The organism is Lelliottia sp. 489 (assembly GCF_050435885.1).
In the GTDB taxonomy this organism is placed as follows: Bacteria; Pseudomonadota; Gammaproteobacteria; order Enterobacterales; family Enterobacteriaceae; genus Enterobacter; species Enterobacter nimipressuralis.
The window spans coordinates 424520-444465 of sequence record NZ_JBNDLC010000001.1; the positions used below are offsets into that span (position 1 = coordinate 424520).

General features: G+C 51.7%; 21 protein-coding genes. 10 read left to right on the forward strand and 11 right to left on the reverse strand.

Annotated elements, in window-relative coordinates:
- The first annotated feature begins 7 nt into the window (after positions 1-7).
- From ABIE11_RS02195 to ABIE11_RS02205, 3 genes are all read left to right on the forward strand, one after another.
- Positions 8-1027 (forward strand): Zn-dependent oxidoreductase, encoded by a 1020-nt coding sequence (locus ABIE11_RS02195; protein WP_100780270.1) that lies wholly within the window; start codon positions 8-10, stop codon positions 1025-1027.
- A 53-nt stretch (positions 1028-1080) separates the two neighbouring features.
- Positions 1081-2451, forward strand: coding sequence for an MFS transporter (locus tag ABIE11_RS02200; protein WP_123428061.1), 1371 nt, complete (start codon positions 1081-1083; stop codon positions 2449-2451).
- Between the two features lie 139 nt (positions 2452-2590).
- Positions 2591-4054, forward strand: a complete 1464-nt coding sequence (locus tag ABIE11_RS02205) for a mannitol dehydrogenase family protein (protein ID WP_429183803.1) — start codon at positions 2591-2593, stop codon at positions 4052-4054.
- Between the two features lie 44 nt (positions 4055-4098).
- Here the strand turns inward: ABIE11_RS02205 and ydfZ are convergent, their stop codons facing one another.
- Positions 4099-4302, reverse strand: coding sequence for a putative selenium delivery protein YdfZ (ydfZ, locus tag ABIE11_RS02210; RefSeq protein WP_100780267.1), 204 nt, complete (start codon positions 4300-4302; stop codon positions 4099-4101).
- Between the two features lie 286 nt (positions 4303-4588).
- Here ydfZ and ABIE11_RS02215 point away from each other — a divergent pair, with 286 nt between their 5' ends.
- On the forward strand, positions 4589-5020 hold the full coding sequence (locus ABIE11_RS02215) for a universal stress protein (RefSeq protein ID WP_100780266.1): 432 nt from the start codon (positions 4589-4591) through the stop codon (positions 5018-5020).
- A gap of 43 nt (positions 5021-5063) precedes the next feature.
- Here the strand turns inward: ABIE11_RS02215 and ABIE11_RS02220 are convergent, their stop codons facing one another.
- Positions 5064-5750, reverse strand: coding sequence for a GntR family transcriptional regulator (locus ABIE11_RS02220; RefSeq protein ID WP_100780265.1), 687 nt, complete (start codon positions 5748-5750; stop codon positions 5064-5066).
- A gap of 91 nt (positions 5751-5841) precedes the next feature.
- The gene (ydfG, locus tag ABIE11_RS02225) at positions 5842-6588 is read right to left on the reverse strand and encodes a bifunctional NADP-dependent 3-hydroxy acid dehydrogenase/3-hydroxypropionate dehydrogenase YdfG (protein WP_102103648.1); all 747 of its coding nucleotides are present in this window, start codon (positions 6586-6588) and stop codon (positions 5842-5844) included.
- A gap of 295 nt (positions 6589-6883) precedes the next feature.
- On the opposite strand from ydfG, the gene dcp reads away from it, so the two are divergent.
- Together dcp and ABIE11_RS02235 are read left to right on the forward strand one after the other, a co-directional pair.
- Positions 6884-8923, forward strand: coding sequence for a peptidyl-dipeptidase Dcp (dcp, locus tag ABIE11_RS02230; RefSeq protein WP_429183806.1), 2040 nt, complete (start codon positions 6884-6886; stop codon positions 8921-8923).
- A 9-nt stretch (positions 8924-8932) separates the two neighbouring features.
- Positions 8933-9415, forward strand: coding sequence for a glutathione peroxidase (locus ABIE11_RS02235; RefSeq protein WP_194512537.1), 483 nt, complete (start codon positions 8933-8935; stop codon positions 9413-9415).
- A gap of 205 nt (positions 9416-9620) precedes the next feature.
- Here the strand turns inward: ABIE11_RS02235 and ABIE11_RS02240 are convergent, their stop codons facing one another.
- On the reverse strand, positions 9621-10607 hold the full coding sequence (locus ABIE11_RS02240) for a hypothetical protein (RefSeq protein WP_312069101.1): 987 nt from the start codon (positions 10605-10607) through the stop codon (positions 9621-9623).
- Positions 10608-11221: 614 nt separating this feature from the next.
- Between ABIE11_RS02240 and ABIE11_RS02245 the strand changes: the two genes are divergently transcribed.
- Complete coding sequence (locus ABIE11_RS02245) at positions 11222-11431, forward strand: DUF6434 domain-containing protein (RefSeq protein ID WP_013575635.1); 210 nt, start codon at positions 11222-11224, stop codon at positions 11429-11431.
- Positions 11432-11550: 119 nt separating this feature from the next.
- Here the strand turns inward: ABIE11_RS02245 and ABIE11_RS02250 are convergent, their stop codons facing one another.
- On the reverse strand, positions 11551-12462 hold the full coding sequence (locus tag ABIE11_RS02250) for a LysR family transcriptional regulator (protein WP_429183809.1): 912 nt from the start codon (positions 12460-12462) through the stop codon (positions 11551-11553).
- A gap of 148 nt (positions 12463-12610) precedes the next feature.
- Between ABIE11_RS02250 and ABIE11_RS02255 the strand changes: the two genes are divergently transcribed.
- On the forward strand, positions 12611-13360 hold the full coding sequence (locus ABIE11_RS02255) for an SDR family NAD(P)-dependent oxidoreductase (protein WP_429183811.1): 750 nt from the start codon (positions 12611-12613) through the stop codon (positions 13358-13360).
- A 195-nt stretch (positions 13361-13555) separates the two neighbouring features.
- Here ABIE11_RS02255 and ABIE11_RS02260 read toward each other — a convergent pair whose 3' ends face one another.
- The 3 genes from ABIE11_RS02260 to ABIE11_RS02270 form a co-directional block, all read right to left on the reverse strand.
- Positions 13556-14467, reverse strand: coding sequence for an alpha/beta fold hydrolase (locus tag ABIE11_RS02260; protein WP_429183813.1), 912 nt, complete (start codon positions 14465-14467; stop codon positions 13556-13558).
- A gap of 322 nt (positions 14468-14789) precedes the next feature.
- A complete protein-coding gene (locus ABIE11_RS02265) occupies positions 14790-15176 on the reverse strand; it encodes a hypothetical protein (protein ID WP_429183815.1) in 387 nt (128 codons plus the stop codon).
- Positions 15177-15702: 526 nt separating this feature from the next.
- A complete protein-coding gene (locus ABIE11_RS02270; RefSeq protein WP_429183817.1) occupies positions 15703-16623 on the reverse strand; it encodes a LysR substrate-binding domain-containing protein in 921 nt (306 codons plus the stop codon).
- Positions 16624-16724: 101 nt separating this feature from the next.
- Between ABIE11_RS02270 and ABIE11_RS02275 the strand changes: the two genes are divergently transcribed.
- Together ABIE11_RS02275 and ABIE11_RS02280 are read left to right on the forward strand one after the other, a co-directional pair.
- The gene (locus ABIE11_RS02275) at positions 16725-17633 is read left to right on the forward strand and encodes an SDR family NAD(P)-dependent oxidoreductase (RefSeq protein ID WP_429183819.1); all 909 of its coding nucleotides are present in this window, start codon (positions 16725-16727) and stop codon (positions 17631-17633) included.
- Positions 17630-18478, forward strand: a complete 849-nt coding sequence (locus ABIE11_RS02280) for an SMP-30/gluconolactonase/LRE family protein (RefSeq protein ID WP_429183821.1) — start codon at positions 17630-17632, stop codon at positions 18476-18478. Before ABIE11_RS02275 ends, ABIE11_RS02280 begins: the two co-directional genes overlap by 4 nt.
- Before the next feature lie 115 nt (positions 18479-18593).
- Here ABIE11_RS02280 and ABIE11_RS02285 read toward each other — a convergent pair whose 3' ends face one another.
- From ABIE11_RS02285 to ABIE11_RS02295, 3 genes are all read right to left on the reverse strand, one after another.
- Positions 18594-18995, reverse strand: a complete 402-nt coding sequence (locus ABIE11_RS02285; protein ID WP_429183823.1) for an Imm63 family immunity protein — start codon at positions 18993-18995, stop codon at positions 18594-18596.
- Positions 18992-19219, reverse strand: coding sequence for a hypothetical protein (locus ABIE11_RS02290; protein WP_429183825.1), 228 nt, complete (start codon positions 19217-19219; stop codon positions 18992-18994). Before ABIE11_RS02290 ends, ABIE11_RS02285 begins: the two co-directional genes overlap by 4 nt.
- A 234-nt stretch (positions 19220-19453) precedes the next feature.
- Positions 19454-19843 carry a GFA family protein gene (locus ABIE11_RS02295; protein ID WP_429183827.1) on the reverse strand — a complete coding sequence of 130 codons (390 nt, stop codon included), beginning with the start codon at positions 19841-19843 and terminating at the stop codon, positions 19454-19456.
- Positions 19844-19946 lie beyond the last annotated feature (103 nt).

A 19946-nucleotide genomic window follows, 5' to 3' on the forward strand; every position in this document is an offset into this window, starting at 1 on the left:
AGCAACCATGAAAAGCATCGTTATTCAAAAACCGAATGAGCTGTTGATCGAAGAGCGTCCGTTGCCCGTTCCGGCACCGGGCGAAGTCCGCGTCAAAATCACCTTAGCCGGGATTTGCGGCTCCGACAGCCATATTTATCGCGGTCACAATCCGTTTGCGAAATACCCGCGTGTCATTGGCCACGAATTCTTTGGCGTGATTGACGCAGTCGGAGAGGGCGTTGAAAAAGCGCGTCTCGGGCAGCGCGTATCCGTGGACCCGGTGATCAGCTGCGGAGAGTGTTGGCCTTGCTCAGTCGGCAAACCGAATGTTTGCACGTCGCTGGTGGTTTTGGGTGTGCATCGTGACGGCGGATTCAGCGAATATGCCGTGGTTCCGGCGAAAAATGCGTGGACCATCCCGGATACGATTTCCGATCGCCACGCGGTAATGGTGGAGCCTTTCACCATTGCGGCCAACGTCACCGGGCACGCTCAGCCGACGGACAAGGACATCGCGCTGATTTACGGTGCCGGTCCGATGGGACTGGTGACCGTTCAGGCGCTCAAAGGCGTCTATAACGTGAAACAGGTGATCGTCGTCGATCGCATCGATGAACGGCTTGAAATGGCTAAACGCAGCGGCGCGGACTGGGTGTTCAACAACGCGGAGCAGTCTCTGCAGGCGGCGCTGGATGAGAAGGGGATAAAACCAACGTTAATCATCGATGCCGCCTGTCACCCGACGATATTGCAGGAGGCGGTCACCCTCGCGTCACCTGGCGGTCGCATTGTATTGATGGGCTTCTCCAGCGACCCGAGCCAGGTAACACAGCAGGGTATTACCGGCAAAGAGCTGTCGATATTCTCATCTCGCCTGAATGCCAACAAATTCCCGGTGGTCATCGACTGGCTGGAAAAGGGGCTGATCGACCCGGAAAAACTGATTACCCACACTTTTGACTATCACCACGTGACAGACGCCATCGAACTGTTTGAGAAAGACCAGCGGCAGTGCTGCAAAGTCTTGCTGACGTTCGGCCAATAACAACACACGCGGTTAAGTGGTACGCATCTTACCTACATTCAGAGATAGCCATTATGACTCAGACACAACCTCAAAGAACGACGTCGGATCTGGTGAAAGCGGCGGTGTCCGGCTGGCTTGGCACCGCGCTGGAATTCATGGATTTCCAGCTCTATTCGCTGGGTGCGGCGCTGGTCTTTCATGAAATATTCTTCCCGGAGCAGTCCGCTGCGATGGCGTTGATTCTGGCGATGGGGACCTACGGCGCGGGCTATATCGCGCGCATCGTCGGGGCGTTTATCTTCGGCAAAATGGGCGACCGGATCGGGCGTAAAAAGGTGCTGTTTATCACCATCACCATGATGGGGATCTGTACCACGCTGATTGGCGTTCTGCCAACCTACGCGCAGATCGGGATTTTTGCACCGGTTCTGCTGGTGACACTGCGTATTATCCAGGGGCTGGGTGCCGGGGCGGAAATTTCGGGCGCGGGAACAATGCTTGCGGAATACGCGCCGAAAGGGAAACGCGGGATTATCTCATCGCTGGTCGCAATGGGGACCAACTGCGGGACCTTAAGCGCCACGGCGATATGGGCGGTAATGTTCTTCGCCCTTGACCGTGAAGAGCTGGTCGCCTGGGGCTGGCGCGTACCTTTCCTCGCCAGCGTTGTGGTGATGATCTTCGCCATCTGGCTGCGAATGAACCTCAAAGAAAGCCCGGTGTTTGAGAAGGTCAACGATGAGAGCAGCCCAGTGGTGACGGCAGAAGAGACCTCTCTGGGTGCGATGTTCAAAAGCAAATCCTTTTGGCTGGCAACCGGCCTGCGCTTTGGTCAGGCGGGGAACTCCGGTCTGATTCAGACGTTCCTCGCGGGCTATCTGGTGCAGACGCTGCTGTTCAATAAAAGCATTCCGACCGACGCGCTGATGATCAGCTCCATTCTCGGGTTTATCACGATCCCGCTGCTGGGCTGGCTCTCCGATAAGGTCGGGCGTCGTCTGCCGTACATTCTGCTCAATATTTCCGCCATTATTCTGGCCTACCCGATGCTGTCGATTATCGTCGATAAAAGCTACAGCCCAGGGGTGATCATGCTGTCGATCATCATCATCCATAACTTTGCGGTGCTGGGGCTGTTTGCGCTGGAAAACATCACCATGGCGGAGATGTTTGGCTCGCGTAACCGTTTCACACGGATGGCGATTTCAAAAGAGGCCGGTGGTCTGGTGGCGGTCGGTTTTGGCCCGGTGCTGGCGGGGATTTTCTGCAACATGACCGGCTCATGGTGGCCGATTGTGGCGATGATGGTGGTCTACTCCCTGATTGGCCTGGTGTCTGCTTTCCTGATGCCGGAAGTGCGCGACCGCGATCTGAGCCTCGCGGAAGATGCCGCTGAAAAATCGGGTTCGGCAGTGCCTCTCGGGCATACGGTGAATCAGTAATCTGATGGGGCGGGAGCGTGATCCCGCCTTTTCTTCTCTTCTTGTATGGTAGTTGATGAAAATCAAAGATGTCATACCAATTGCGTGAGATGGTCTACATCCTCAGATTCGACGACCTCTCACCTAAATGAGCCTTCTCATGAATAATAAATTGTTGAATGCCAAAGCGACACTTCCTGCTTATGACCGTAACATACTGGTACCACGTATCGTGCACCTGGGTTTCGGTGCGTTTCACCGCGCCCATCAGGCCGTTTACACCGATATCCTGGCGGCTGAGCACCATAGCGACTGGGGCTACACCGAAGTCAACCTGATTGGCGGCGAACAGCAGATTGCCGATCTCAAAGCCCAGGATAATCTCTACACCGTGGCGGAAATGTCCGCCGATGCCTGGACCGCTCGCGTCGTCGGCGTGGTGAAAAACGCGCTTCACGCGCAGGTAGATAGTCTGGAAACCGTGCTGGCTGCCATGTGCGAGCCGCAGGTGGCGATTGTTTCACTCACTATCACCGAAAAAGGCTACTGCCACGCGCCTGCGACCGGGCAACTGATGCTCGATCACCCGCTGATTGCCGCCGATCTGCAAAACCCGCAGCAGCCAAAATCCGCGCCGGGCGTGGTGGTCGAAGCGCTGGCACGCCGCAAAGCTGCGGGTTTACCGGCGTTCAGCGTGATGTCCTGCGACAATATGCCGGAAAACGGCCATGTGATGCGTAACGTCACCTGTGCGTATGCGCGTGCTGTTAACGCTGAGTTGGCAGACTGGATTGAAGCAAATGTAACGTTCCCATCGACGATGGTCGATCGCATTGTTCCGGCCGTGACGGCAGAGACGCTGGATAAAATCGAACAGATTACCGGCGTTCGCGATCCGGCAGGCGTGGCCTGTGAACCTTTCCGCCAGTGGGTAATTGAAGACAACTTTGTCGCCGGGCGTCCTGAGTGGGAAAAAGCAGGCGCAGAGCTGGTGTCTGATGTGATTCCGTTCGAAGAGATGAAACTGCGTATGCTTAACGGCAGCCACTCTTTCCTTGCCTATCTCGGCTATCTGGCGGGCTACCAGCACATCAACGACTGTATGGAAGACGAAAACTATCGCCGTGCAGCCCATGCGTTGATGCTCAACGAACAGGCACCGACTCTGAAGGTAAAAGGGGTCGACCTGGCGCGCTACGCTGACCTGCTGATTGCGCGCTACAGTAACCCGGCGCTGCGTCACCGTACCTGGCAAATCGCGATGGACGGCAGTCAGAAGTTACCGCAGCGTATGCTCGATTCCGTACGCTGGCATCTGGCGCATCAGCAGAGCTTCCCGCTGCTGGCGCTGGGCGTGGCAGGCTGGATGCGTTATGTCGGTGGTGTGGATGAAAGCGGAAACGCGATTGAAGTCTGCGATCCTTTGCTGACAACGATTCAGGCTGCGGTGAAGGGCAGTGCCGAAGGCGAAAGCCGCGTGAAGGCGCTGCTGGGAATTGAGGCGATTTTCGGCAATGAACTGCCGCTTGAAGCACGTTTTGTGGATGCGGTAATGCACGCATATAAAATGTTGCTGGAGCAGGGGGCGAAAGCAACCGTGGCGCAGACTGTCTCTCAGAAATAATCTCAACTCATGCCGCCGCGTGCGGCGGCATGTCATTGCACCTGTTAGTGCATTCCCAGACGAATCAGTTCAATCGGTTCGAACTTGCCTTCACAACCTTCCACTTCTACCGTTTTGTTGCGGCGTACCTGGGTCGCATCCAGCCCCTCGGCGTGAATTGCGCGGATAACCCCAATATGGCCAGTGCCGTTAATCATTACACGGCTGCCAGTGGTAATAGCGTTGCGGTTGCGGTCGTAAGTCATCATGGTTATTTCTCCTCTTCTCAACACATCACGGCGATTACAGTTCCAGCCGCTGACGGGAGAATATAAATACGCCTCTTGCGGCAACATTTTTTTGTTTTTGATCAAGGTCACACTTTTTTGTCAGCATTTTATCCGCATGGCCCCGCTCAGACGCAAATTGACAAAACGGACAATTGTTTTCGTTTATTGATAGTTCCCTCCGTGAACGGTTTAGCCTTCGTTTCAAATAGGCATGTCACTCTGAAGACAGATAAGTAATTATTTTTATTTGGATAAGGAAGGGCTTATGTACAAGAAAATATTGATGCCTGTGGACGTATTTGAAATGAATCTGAGCGATAAAGCAGTACGCCACGCCGAGTTCCTGGCGAAGGCGGATAACGCCACCATCACGCTGCTGAACATCTTGCCCATCAGCAGCCGCTCGCTGCTGCGCGGCTTTAACTCTGACATCAAAAAATTCGAGGCTTATATGGTCAGCGAGTCAGAGAAAAAGATGAATGAATTAAAACGCTTGTTTGATATCGCGCCGGAGAATATTCACACCGAAGTACGTTTTGGCAATGTTCGCGATGAGATCATCAGTATGAGCAATAAAGACGATTATGAGGTGATTGTTATCGGCTCTAAGACGCCCGGTTTATCCAGCCATCTGCTTGGCTCGAACGCGGAATCTGTTATTCGCTACGCCAAAATACCGGTATTAGTGGTACGCTAAATCCTTAACCGCATCCCTAAATTTACCTGGGATGCGGTTATCATTAATCTTCCGTAAACCAGTCGCTGTTTTCCTGGCGAATAAGCTGAACCGACTCGCCAATTTCCTGCAAATGCACGGTCATCGCTTTGACGATGGCGTCACCGTCGCGTTTTTCCAGTGCGGCAAAAATATCGTGATGCTGACGCAGCAGCATTTCCGGCGGGGAGACGTGATCGAGACTCATATAGCGCACGCGGTCCATCGTCGCTTTAATATTCTCAATGGTATCCCACGCCAGCTGACAGTCGGCAATTTGCGCCAGCTTCTGGTGAAACTCATCGTCAAGCTGGAAAAAATCATTGATCTGCGTGCGTTCAATCGCAATGCGCTGCTGGTGGAGGTTTTGTTCCAGAAGGTAACACTGATGCTCGTCGACCAGCGACGCCGCTCGACGCACAACCGCGCACTCAATCGCCTGACGGACGAAACAGCCGTTGCGCACCTGCGAGAGGGAGATCTTATTGACGTAGCTGCCGCGCTGCGGGCGAATCTGAATCAACCCGTTTTCCGCAAGCTTAATAAAAGCTTCGCGAACCGGCTGGCGGGACACGTCAAAGCGTACCGATACCTCTTTTTCAGAGAGCGGAGTGCCAGGCGGAATCAGGCAATGGACGATATCTCGTCGCAAAATGCGGTAGATTTGCTGATTAACAGGTTGGGTAGGATTAAGTTGCGATTCGGCGGCCATTGGATGTGGTTTCTCAGAGAGTTAACGCTTCAATACTACCATTCTTTTGCCGCGCATCCCATACCCGACCCGCAGGCCGGGCAGGGAAGTATCAGCCGCGATGCACGCTTAAACCCGCAAAACTCTGGCTAACAGGCATCATTTCGACGGTATTGATATTTACGTGTTTTGGCAACGTCGCGACCCACCAGACGGTTTCGGTCACATCTTCCGGCGTCAGGGCTTCGGTGTTCTCATAGGTTTTGCCGGCTTTCGCATCATCACCTTTAAAACGCACGTTGGAAAATTCCGTGCCGCCCACCAGACCTGGCTCGATATCCGTCACGCGGATTGCCGTACCGTGAAGGTCGGTGCGCAGGTTCAGGCTGAACTGACGCACAAAGGCTTTGGTTGCGCCGTACACGTTGCCGCCCGCGTAAGGCCAGCTCCCGGCGGTAGAGCCGATGTTGATCACATGCCCACGGTTGCGCTCGACCATGCCAGGCAGCACCGCGCGGGTCATATACACCAGACCTTTATTGTTGGTGTCGATCATGTTTTCCCAGTCTTCTACGCTGGCTTTGTGCGCAGGCTCCAGACCCAGCGCCAGACCGGCGTTGTTCACCAGAATATCAATGGCACGCCATTCGGCAGGCAGGTTCGCAAGCATCTCTTCAATGGCGGCGCGATTACGCACGTCTAGCTGCGCCGTCAGAATGCTATCGCCAAGCTCATCTTTCAGCTCCTGTAAACGCTCCTGACGACGGCCTGTTGCAATCACTTTATGCCCATTGGCGACGAAGCGACGCGTAATGCTTTCACCAAAACCCGCCGTTGCCCCGGTAACTAATACGATCATCTCACTGTTCCTCAACGCTTTTTGTGTTGTACAACCATAGCACGGCATCCGGCACACCGTTAAGGCAACTTTTGTATCGCTAAATGACCGACTTTTCCATCAACAAAGGTCACGTCATCAGTAAATAACAGCGATACATTTACACCGCCTGGAATTCAAAACCGGGTCTTACTGGGCTTCTTAATCATCCCGGAAACAGAGTATCTTGCAGCAATTAGTCTGCCGTTAATGGGGATTGCAGCTCACTGCTGCCTGTCCTACTCTGGGAGGATAATTATGTGCCCAGGAGTCAACGATGTCGGTTTCCAATCCGTTTTTTGAAGTCAGCGTATTGCCTTACCAGGCGCCTCGATTCGACGTAATCGAAGACAGCCACTACCGCCCGGCATTTGACGAGGCGATGCGCCAGAAGCGCGCAGATATTGATGCCATCATTGCTAACACCGCCGCACCCGATTTCACCAACACCATTCTGGCGCTGGAAAAAAGCGGCGCGATGCTTTCCCGCGTCAGCAGCGTCTTTTTCGCGATGACCTCGGCGCATACCAATGATTTTTTACAGGAACTGGACGAAGCCTTTTCCACCGAACTGGCCGGACTGGCTAACGATATCTGGCTGGATAACACGCTATTTTCACGCGTCGCGGCGGTGCGGGAAGGGGCCGCGTCGCTGGATGCCGAGTCCCGTCGCCTGGTGGAAGAGACGTATCAGCACTTTATTTTGGCCGGTGCGCAGCTAACCGACGAGCAAAAAGCCGAGTTAAAAGCGCTGAATACCGAGGCCGCGTCCCTCACCAGCCAGTTTAATCAGCATCTTCTGGCGGCGGATAAAGCCGGTGGGCTGGTGGTGGATGATGTTCACCTGCTTGAGGGGCTGAGCGCCGAGGAGATCGCGACGGCCGCGCGTGCCGCTGCGGAGAAAGGGCTGGCCGACCGCTGGCTGATTCCGTTGCTCAACACCACCCAACAACCGGCGCTTGCGGCGCTCCACGACCGTCAGACGCGGGAAAAACTGTTCAGGGCGGGCTGGACGCGCACGCAAAAAGGCGATGAAAACGACACCCGTGAGATCGTGCTGCGCCTGGCACAGTTGCGCGCGCGCCGCGCGCAACTGCTAGGGTTCGACAGCTATGCCAGCTGGAGCATTGCCGATCAGATGGCGAAAACGCCTGACGCAGCGCTGAAATTTATGCGCGGGATCGTCCCAGCCGCGCGAGAGCGCGCCGAACGCGAGCAGGCGGATATCCAGAAAGTGATCGATGGTGAGCGGGGGCATTTCAGCGTGCAGGCCTGGGACTGGGCCTATTACGCAGAGCGCGTGCGCCTTGAAAAATACGCCCTCGATGAATCGCAGATTAAACCCTATTTCGCTCTTGATAACGCCCTGCGCGATGGCGTGTTCTGGGCGGCCAGCCAGCTGTTTGGCATTCGTTTTGTCGAACGTTTCGATATTCCTGTCTATCACCCGGACGTCCGCGTGTGGGAAATCTTCGACCATACCGGCGAAGGGATGGCGCTGTTCTACGGCGATTTCTTCGCACGTGATTCCAAAGGCGGCGGGGCGTGGATGGGCAATTTCGTTGAGCAATCCCATGAATTCTCCGCCCGCCCGGTGATTTACAACGTCTGTAATTACCAGAAACCGGCCGCTGGCCAGGCGGCGCTGCTCTCCTGGGATGATGTGATCACCTTGTTCCACGAGTTCGGTCACACGCTGCACGGTCTGTTTGCCGATCAGCGCTTTGCCACGCTATCCGGCACCAACACGCCGCGCGATTTTGTGGAATTCCCTTCGCAAATTAACGAACACTGGGCCAGCCATCCGCAGGTGTTTGCTAACTATGCCCGTCACTATCAGACCGGCGAGCCGATGCCGGACGCTTTGCGCGAGAAAATGCTCAGCGCGACGCAGTTCAACAAAGGCTACGATATGACCGAGCTGCTGAGCGCGGCGCTGCTGGACATGAACTGGCACGGCATCGGGGCGCAGGAAACGGTCAGCGATGTTGAGGCGTTTGAAACCGCCGCGCTGAAAAAAGAGGGGCTGGATCTGCCCGCCGTACCCCCGCGCTATCGCAGCAGTTATTTTGCCCATATTTTTGGCGGCGGTTATGCGGCGGGCTATTACGCCTATCTGTGGACACAAATGCTGGCAGACGATGGCTATCAGTGGTTTGTCGAGGAGGGCGGATTAACGCGTGAAAACGGGCAGAAATTCCGTGAAGCGATTTTGTCGCGTGGGAACAGCAGCGATTTAGCTGAACTTTATCGTCAATGGCGCGGGCACGATCCAAAGATTGAAGCGATGCTCCTGAACCGTGGATTGAGTGAATGAGGTTTTCGCATGACGACTTTTCATCAACTTAATGCCACCAGCCTGCAAGGCCAGCTAATCTCTATGGCCGACTATGCGGGGAAGCTGGTTCTGGTGGTAAATACTGCCAGCCATTGTGGCTTCACGCCGCAGTACGCAGGCCTGGAAATGCTCTACAAAAAGTACGCGGACCAGGGGCTGGTGGTGCTTGGTTTTCCCTGCAACCAGTTTGGTAAGCAGGAGCCTGGCGGCGCTGAAGAAATTACCCAGACTTGCCGTATCAACTATGGGGTGAGTTTCCCGATGTTCGAGAAAGTAGAGGTCAACGGCGACGCGGCGCACCCGGTGTTTCGTTACCTTAAAGAAGCCTTGCCCGGCGTGCTGGGTGGGCGGATCAAGTGGAACTTCACGAAGTTCCTGATCGGGCGCGACGGCAAGCCGCTTAAGCGTTTTGCACCTATCTCCACCCCGGAGAAAATGGAGGCCGCCATTGTTGCGGCACTTAAAATCTAAGCATCAGGGAAAGTCGAAAACATAAATGCCCTTACGGGCATTTATGTTTTACAGGAAACTATTCTGATATTACTGATTAAACAGCCAGTCTGTTACTCCAGCGCATTAATGGAAAAACAGCGCAATCAGAATAATGATGGGAATAGGAACACCTAAGAAGAACAATAATAATGAGCGCATTGTAGACCTCTCGCTTAATTAAAGATTATAAATCACGTTGACGGCCACCGAAGGTCGCACACAGGCTGGCGACAAAGGCACCGGCCAGCAGAGAAATAAATGTCCACAGCATGAGATAGCTCGTGGTTTTGCGTGCGGTATCAGCAGCTTGCTGCGCTTTCTCCTTCGCTTCTTTTAATTTAGCTTGTGCTTTGTCATAGGTGCTCTGTACCCGCTGTTCAGCCTCTTGCTGAGTGATACCCGTGTTTTGAGCAATCAGCTGGGCGACATACTGACGATCTTCCTGAGGTAAAGCGCCGGTGGTTATGCTATTGGCAAATATGCCGGTCACTTCACCTAACTGTGCAGGAGAAACGTGTTGCTGAGAGGGCGCTGCAGGAGCAGGCGCTGCGGCAGGAGAGGCGGGATCGGCTGCGCCGTTTGCTGCCGGTGTGGCAGGATTATTCGCCCTGAACAGAGAGTTAACGAAATAGTTCATTGATGAACCCTCTACAGCAGACGATCCGTTCGCCATACTTGCTGCACCCGTCGCCGTGGCCACCGCAGCTCCTCCGGCAACGGTACCCACCACTTTAGCGCCCCCGCCAACGATGGCACTCATCGTGCTCGTTAACAGTGCTGCGGAGACCAGCGCTGCCACAGCCCAGGCTAAAAACCCGTGTGCAGTGTCGCGAAAGTAAACTTCATCGGTGTGGGTATCGACCCACTTCGAGCGCAGTCGTCCGGCTAGATAGCCGCCCATACCCGACGCAACAATTTGCGTGAACGTCAGCCAGGCGATGGCAGCGATCCCCACCGTACCCGCGTCAAGCCCGCGGCTTTCCCATGGTGACACGGACGTAAGCCCCAGGCCTGCGCCCAGAATCAGCAATATCAAAGAGAGGGATGCTGCGGCTGCGGCACCGGCAAAGATGGCGCCCCATGAGACGGCGCTACTGCTCGCGGCGGGCACGGGCAGGCGCGTATCAGGATACGTCGTGTTAACGGAGGCGTGTTCGTGAATGTGAGTCATAGCTGTTGTCCTTTGATTAATCTTTGCGTTCGGAACCAGGAACTGATTGAAAAAACAGGAAACATTATCACCTTCAACATTAAGGCTCTTGAGGAGCCTGGTAATGCCATAGATAAAAGGGAAAGCTGTAAAACCTTAAAAAACGAAAACTTAAAAATCAGACTGGGAATGCATTCCACGAACTAAGGATAGTAGATAATTTTGTCCCTTCCGGATTTTTAACGTTATAAATCCGTTAGCAATGTAGATGACGGATTTTATAGTGAGCCGTAAATTTACCCGGCGCGGCAGGGGGAATGACACAAGAACTACTCTGCGTTGGCACTCTCGTCTGAGCACCAGATCTGAACGGAGACATGCGTACTTGCTGACAAGCGATCCGGCGAGGGGAAATGGTCCTATTCCGTAATAGAAAAAACCTGACATGTCTGCGACGAGCCGCCTGCATCGTCCAATGCGGAAGCATGTTCGAACTACCCATTTTTGCTCAGAGCAGAGTGTGAGCCAAATAGGAGTCTGCTTTGTGCCAGGAGCGGACGTTGCAAAATTTCGGAATTTGATGCTAGTTAGTATCCTAATTTCTAATCAACCTCTTCATCATAGGTGTGAGTAAATTGAAAATTGATTGGCATAGCTCATTACTGACCAGTGCCACTAGCATTGATAAAAACTACAAAAATACACAAAACGTTCGTCGTTTCATGATTAAGGAGTGTGGCGAAGATTTTCGATTCGATCGTGAATTTATGATGTGGATACGTAATGATGATCCAAAAACTTTGGGTGATGTTGTAAATGAGTGGAAGCGCAGACATTCGTTTTAATAAGCCGAGGTCTGCTCCTCGCTCAGCGCAGATCACCCCAAGGGCAGGCATTAGAGAAGGGCTCAAGAGAAGATGAATCGGTGAAACTTTTGCGCCCTTCAGGATCGTTAGAGGTGTGATTACCGGTAACTGCGTAGTGCCGCTGGGAATACCTCGGTTAGCCAGTCAATAAACACGCGTAACCGGTGCGTCATGTGCCTGTTCTGGGGATAGACGACATAAAAAGGATAACTCGCGGGACGCCATTCTTGTAGGATCTCAACCAGTGTGCCGTTGTTCAGTTCATCTTTCGCCGCATAGCAAAAGGTCTGGATGATTCCCATTCCCGCCAAGGCCGCAGCCAAATGCGCATTACTTTCATTAACCCCGATGTGATGCTGCGTCTTCATCTCCCGCTCTTCACCTTCTACGATAAAGCGAAAAGGAAAGGCTCTGCCCGTGAGCGGAGACAAATAGCTCACCAGCTTATGTCCTTTTCTTAATTCTTCCGGATACGCAGGTACACCAGCGGCTTTCAGGTATCCCGGCGTAGCGCAGGTCACCATTGGGGCATCACCAATGTGGCGGGCGATCAACGAGGAGTCATTGAGAGCGCCACCGCGAATTACACAGTCCACATTTCCGCTAATAAGATCCACCGGCCTGTCGGAAACGCCTAAATCGATTTTGATTTCCGGATAGCGCTGCAAAAAATCTGGTAACGCCGGGATCAGGACTTCACGTGCGGTAGAGCCACCGACATCAATACGCAGATACCCTTTAGGTCTGCTCTGCAAGGCGCTAAACGACGTGTCTATCTCCTCAATGTCAATGAGCACCCGCGAGGCTTTTTCATAATAGTCCTGACCCTCTGGTGTTGCGACGACGCGCCGGGTCGTACGATGTAAAAGACGCACGCCGAGATGGGCCTCCAGTGATTTAACCAGCTTACTTAATGTGGCATTCGGCAGATTCAGTGAATCCGCTGCCCGCGTAAAACTGCCCGTTTCCACCACCCGCGTAAACGCACGCATAGCCATTAACTGATCCACGTTCTGTTTCTCCGTGATGGAGTTGATTATTCACCTGTAGAAAGAGTGTTTTCTACTTTTGCTAATTTATCAATAATTTCTCTGCGGCTAGAGTGAGTTCACAGGCTGAATGACGGCCCATTCGAACCCACAACCGAGGATATGGATAATGAGTAAACCACTTTCAGACAAAATTGCCCTGGTCACGGGCGGCAGCACAGGAATCGGTCTTGCCAGTGCGCAGGAACTGGCGGCGCAGGGGGCAAAAGTCTACATCACCGGACGACGTCAGCAGGAACTGGATGCGGCCATAGCGTTGATCGGCCCGTCGGCTAAGGGGATTCGGGCCGATATCTCCCGTCTTAGCGATCTGGATAATGTTTACGCACAAATTGCAGAAGAGTCGGGGCGTCTGGACATTCTGTTTGCTAACGCCGGTGGTGGAGATATGCTGGCGCTGGGTGAAATAACGGAAGAACATTATGACCGGATTTTCGGGACCAATGTTCGCGGAGTATTATTCACCGTCCAGAAAGCACTGCCACTGCTTGGTGCCGGTTCATCCATTATCCTCACCGCTTCCACCGTTTCGGTAAAAGGGACGGCTAACTTTAGCGTGTATAGCGCCAGTAAAGCCGCAGTGAGAAACTTTGCTCGCTCATGGGCGCTGGACTTGCAGGGGCGGGGTATTCGGGTGAATGTCGTGAGTCCGGGACCGGTCAAAACACCTGGATTAGAGGGGCTGGTTGCCGAGGATCAGCGTCAGGGCCTGTTTGATGCGCTGGCAGCGCAGGTTCCGTTGGGCCGGATTGGTGAGCCAGCGGAAGTCGGCAAAGCCGTTGCGTTTCTGGCGTCTGATGCCGCCAGTTTTATCAATGCCATAGAGCTGTTTGTTGACGGTGGTATGGCGCAGATTTAAATCTGATATCACACCGTCAAATCCTCCGAGGCGACGGTTTTTCAATGGACGGCTGGTGTGTGCCAGAAGCGGACATTACAAAGACTCAGCTATGTCAGATTATCTAGATTACTGAACTGATGTTTAGGCCAGCTCGATCTGCTGGCCGGACTTTAGATACTCCTGCAACGTCAACCTGATGTGCAAAAGCATCCTTTATTGATTTAAGAATAACTCTACCGCGCTGGAAAACCGCTCTGGCTGATCAAGCATGACAAAGTGAAAACTGTCATCGATCCGCGTGAAATGAACATCGGGAGCAGAAGCATAGGATTGACGGTACATCGCATCCATTCTGGCCGCAGGCACCCCGAATAAGGCGTCATACGCGTAGACGATCTCAATCGGCGCTTTGATGCGGGCGAGCTCTGGACGCAGATCCGTAGTCATCAATTCATACACGGCATCCGCAACAGTTTTTCGATCAGAATTAATTCCCGCAGTCACCAAAGCTGGCCTCACCGCCTTGGTCTTAGCTAAGCGGGTTATGGATGTTTTCTGAAACTCTTTGATTTGTTCCGGCGATTGCACCAGTAGCCAATCCCGCATAGCTGTGGCTTGTCGGGCAGCAGTTTCGGTGGTCGCAGCAGGGTCAATCATCAACGTATAGAAAGGCAAGGCATCGACGATCATCAAACGACCGACCTGGTCGGGATGACGGGCCCCCAGTATCAATGCAATCTCCCCCCCAAGCGAATGGCCAATGATCGCCGGTGCTTCGAGGTGCTGGGTTTGAATGTAATCAGCGATGGCGTCAACTGCCGGATCGATGACCTTTCCCTCTGGATTGGAAATGGCAGGCGTACTTGCAAAACCTGCAAGTTCAACAAGATGAATACGGTGATTCATACGTAAAGTTGATGCTAAATCGGCCCAAACTTCGCGAGACGATGCCAGCCCCGGAATCAATATGACATCCGGTCCTGAGCCTTGTGTCTGTACAGAAATACGCTGCGAGTTCGGATGCTCTGAAGGTATGGGTATAGACTGATTTGCGGACGCTGAGACTAAAGCTGACATAAATAAAATAACCCCTACGATTGTGGCTCGAATATTTGGGGTGGGCATGAGTTTAGTCCTTGTAATTTATCCTGATAAACAGGAGTAAGGTGACAGAAGGGTTTATTTTAAAAGATATTATCATTCAGGGATGGAAACAAAGGCTTTGGAAGGTACCGGTGACAGTTCCGCACTGACAGGCCGCTCCTCGCTCGCAGCGGCTCTTAAACTCAGATGGCTTGTCGCTCTGTGCCAGAAGCGTGTATTAAACATCACTGGAAATAAACACGCCTCACTTCAGAGAAAGTGACCTGTCTCCCGTGCATTTAAGATCTTCTGTGTAATAACCGGGGTATTTAATGCCCCGGTTATTCAACATATCTACACCAGGTTATGTAGGCATTGAGAATGACGTGACTTTATTGGTTTGCGGGTCGATGGAAATGATACAAATAGCTAAGTTACCGCCAAAACGATCTTTGCGGTCGGATATTTTAAGGTTGTAAGTCTCAGAGAAGGAAGTGTAGCCGGATGAGTTAGTCTCATTAAGCTTAAAACCAATGAGTTGCTCGAAATAATTTCTCGTTTTCCCGATGCTATTCTTGCATTGGTCATTGGTAATAGCCCCAGCCTTATTCACAGATGCTGTTTGCACCGAGTTTGTCGATTTAGGCGTTAATGCCTCATTCACCGCTTTCATCTGATCACCAATGTTTTTCGGGAAATCAGCACATGAAGTAGAAGCCAACACAAGTCCACACAATAACAACTTTTTCATTGTAATCCTTACAATATTTAATGTCTTGTTTACTTTAATTGACATTATTAACAAATTGTTAAATATATTTCACGTATTTATCTCTGTCAACATTACCTGTCAATGAAAGGGGCAACAGGATACTACTAGAATTTGTCTTGACTTGGCCGTTTGTCTCTGTTCTTAAAAAGTCATATCACCGTGTCTGATAATTTTACTAAGTATTAGGGGAGATCAATTACCCATGTTCGCGAATTAGTAGTATTTTTCTTCGTCAAAGCCGATTAGCATTCTTTTGATTTCAGAAGCAGAGCACAGACCTGGAAAATTTACTCAATTCATGCGTTTTTAATACAAAAACAATATCCCTATAAACACGAGAGTTATTTAGAGGGATCTACATGAGCAGGCATAAAAATGGATTCAGCTTTCACTTCTCACTCATAGCCACCATTTTCTAACTTAGTGGGCTGGTGAGTGCCAGAAACAGACACTCCTTTACTACTACCACCTTTAAAAGATGATCACTCCGACCGCTGGAAAATTTTCATAGTGAACGTGATAAACCCTGCTGCTTATCTGCGGCCGAAAGAACGAAGGCATGTGCTGATGGAGATAAGTGGCGATAGCCGATGACGAGATCGAACTCAGTTTCAGTACCTGATAAGGGATGATAACTAATCCGGTCACCTCGAAAGCCACTCATACTTTGAGGAACGACAGATACACCACCTCCCACAGACACCAATGACAAGACGGCATGCATTCCATGTGCTTCCTGAGTAATCATCGGCACAAAGCCAGCTTTAGCACAAAGGCGGATAACCTGCAGATGAAAGCTCCGCCCCTCAGGGATTGGCCACAAAGTAAAGGATTCACCTGCAAGATCGGCAAGCGTAAGGTCTGACCGATTACTGAAAGGATGATCTTTTGGGATAGCGATACACAGACGATCACTGTCGAAATTGACCTGTTCGATGTCATCAGCCTTTTCAAGAGGGGGGATCAGTACCCCGATGTCTAACGTCCCGTCGCGCAGAGCAGCAATCTGTGCAGCGGTTGTTGCTTCTCGCAATTCAATTCGTACCTTCGGATGACTTGCCCTGAATTCACGAATAATATCGGGCAACCGGCCATAAAGTGCGCTTCCTACATAACCCAGGCGTAAAAGACCCGTTCGTCCTTCAGCCACATCTACCGTAGAAACAAGGGTTTTTTCAGCCTGGCGGAGGGTTTTGCGTGCCTCACTGACAAACTTTTCTCCCGCAGGCGTCAGCCTAACCACGCGATTACCACGCTCAATAAGAGCGACGCCGAGATCTTCCTCCAGTTTCTGTATGGCACTGGTCAGCGGAGGCTGCGACATGTTAAGGCGTTCAGCGGCCCGGTGAAAATGCAACTCCTCAGCGACGGCAATGAATTGCTCCATTCTTCGTAAAGTGATCCGTGCCCGACTCTCTGTCGTCATATCCCGCCGTTCCTCTTGTTTGTGAGTCAATCTTCCCACGATACAATTAAAGTATTAAGAAGCCATATAAATAGTATTTTATATATCAAAGGTATCACTCTATGTTGTTTTCTCAATCACTTAGTGAAAACGGCGAGGGTGGCATGGTGGACTTTAACGGTCGGGTAGTACTTATCACCGGTGCGGGGCGCGGATTGGGATTCGCCTATGCCCGGTGTATGGGTCAGCTTGGCGCAATGGTTTTGATTCAGGATATCGGTGCCAATTCTGACGGGGACGGCATCGATCCTCATATTGCAGAACTGGCGGCAGAGACACTTCGATTGGAAGGGCTGAATGTACACGCGATACCGGGGGAGCTGGCCTCACGCGAGAGCTGTCACAATTTGTGTAGAGACGCCCTTCAAGTCGCGGGGCGGCTGGATGCCTTAGTCCATAATGCGGGTTGGGTGGCTTACGAGAATATCGAGTCGATAGAAGAAAGTTCTTTTGACCATATGATGGCCATTGCTGCCAAGGCTCCTCTCTGGTTGTCACAGGCGGCCTGGCCTGCCATGAAAGCGGCTGGATATGGCCGCATCATTATGACGACCTCTTGCCGGGCGATCTATCCGCAGTATGTTCACAACGGTCTTGCCTCCTACGCGGCAGCCAAGATGGCCGTGATAGGGCTTACGAACGTCCTTGCCAGTGAAGGCAAAAAAGATGGAATTATCGTCAATGCCATTTCTCCCGTTGCCCAGACACGTATGTGGGGGATTAAGGGGGAACCTGCCGAACTCCATCCTTCGGAAGTGGCACCGGGAGTGGCCTATCTTGCCTCAGCAGAATGCACTGATGGGGGATGGATACTTCGTGCCGCGAACGGGCAGTTCCATGCAACCAAAATGAGGGAGGCCGCAAATGTGGACTATCCGCGAAATCTTCGCGCTATTAAGGCATCAACTGCTCAGGAGGTTGCGGAGAACTGGCAATCGATCGCTATTCCTGATGTGGAACCGCGACAGTGAATGGCATTTCGGCGGTATTTCCAGGCAAGGCGGTACTGGGAGAGTCACCCATCTGGAGCTGGTCAAGAGCCAGGCTTTTGTGGGTTGATACCCTTGGGGCTTCTCTCAATTATTTTGATCCCAAAACGGGCCGGAATGTAGAACATGCCATGCCCGGGTCGCTGGGCTTTGTCGTTGAGAAAAATACGGGTGAGTTAATCATTGGCATAGGATGCCATGTTGAGCTAATTGACAGAGCCGGTAAGAGACGAAGGATCGGCACTGCGCCACACGTACAGGAGGGCTTTCGTCTCAACGATGCGAGCCTGGACTCCTCAGGCCGCCTGTGGGTTGGGCTGATAGATGAAGAATTGAAAGAGGGTTCAGGCTATTTGTATCGTCTCGATCCAGACGGTAAGTGGCACACCGTCGATTTTGGTTTCACGCTTATCAATGGAATCAGCTGGAGTCCCGACTGCAAAACACTTTACGTCACTGATTCCCGGCGTGGCGTAATTTACGGATATGATAACGATCCTTGCTCAGGCGAAGTCAGTCATCGAAGGGTGGTTGTCAGCATTAATCCCAAAAAAGGTAAGCCTGACGGACTGATCGTTGATCAGGACGGGTTTCTCCTGAGTGTACTCTTTGATGGTGCTGCCATTGCGCGGATATCCCCGGAAGGAGAAATCGAGCGATGGCTTAAGCTCCCCGTGCAGCGACCGACAAGCTGTGCCTTTGCAGATGACGATCGTTTTCTGTATGTCACCACAGCGCGTCTTGGGCTTTCGGAAACGCTTTTAGAGAAGATGCCGTATTCAGGGGCTTTGCTGAGGATCGACTATAAGCGTGCACTGGAAGTTTAAGCGTTTTACAGACCGTCTGGTGCCAAGGAGCGGAAGTTGGATGCTGAGTGGTGGGAGCAGTGATGCTCGAAACAAACTGATGATAACGACATTTCTGAAAAATTCTGTGACCTTTTTAAACCTGTCCGCTAAGGATTTCTGTAAATTCTCTGCGCTTCCTTGTTGCCCATTCAGGTTTGATGGAGAGCATTAAACTATATTGTTTTCGAAAATAAACATACCTGAATTCCGTTCCAGCTAAGCTATTCATGGCTGCATACTCTGTAGCCAGACCAACCACACCACACTCAACAAACCAATAAAGAATATCATCATCACTCAGGGTAACTTTACGCGCTATTTCGGTACCTCTTTCATTGACAACGAAATGATATTCTTTGCCATGAATTTCCAGATATGGAGTCGCCATACCATCAGGTCTGTCAGGGATGATGAAGTAATAATTGGGTCTTATCCCCCCTCCAATTCTTTCACCGATTTTGAGAAGTTCTGCGCGTAACTCTTCGATATTTTTCATGATTTATTGTTTTTGATAGTTAACCATTCGTTCCAGACATCCTCCGCATCAATATCTTGATAGCCACGGCTTTTAGTCATGTCTCTGGCAATTTCTGTTGGTAATTCAATAGCGATAGCATTATCTCGTATCGCCTCGACCTCAGACTTGAGCAGTTCGCGGCTGGCCTCTTTCTCTTTTGCTTCAAGCAACGCAACAAGTGACGGGATGAATACAACAGCCATTTCAGTAGGTCTCTGCTAATCACTAAATTTGAATCATTTTGGCATAAGTAGCAGGCTGTTATACACCCTTAAGAACCAATGAATAATGACGCACATTCCCATGGTATCAGGTTCTGATGACCCCTTCTCGCTCATAGCAGACCTCGCGCTACTTCAGCGGTCCGCATCTTCAGGCAGAACGAATGCTTCGAATAACTAAGATAAATATTGAGAAACTGCCCAAAACGTCCTTTTTTATCCAGCGGTATCGGGCATGATTTTTCTCCACCAGTCAGGTTTCATATCCTGAAAAGAGTGGGAGTGGGGCGAAAAAATGACGGCTTCATTGTGGTCAAAAATACCGCTGAGTAAAGCCGTCACCGGCGCGTCATCAATCGCACCTAATGAACTGCCACACCTGGCGCAGAATGCTCTGGATGAGGTTTTAGATGAGCGATATAAAGAAGGTGTGCCTCCTTCACCCGTCCATTCAACATCCGCCGAGTGGAATTCAAGCCATACTGCGGTCTGACAACCTGAATGCTTCTGGCAAATATCACAGGAGCAGGAATGAGTGGAAACCGGGTTAATCGCTGTGAATCTGATAAACCCGCACAAACATCCGCCAGACAGTTTCAAATCCATATCAGTCGATACCTTATCAACGCTCAGAGAATGACAAAGATAGCATCGTCTGTTTTTTGCTCAAAGCATCTCCAGAACCTTACACATTATCCCCACCGTATCC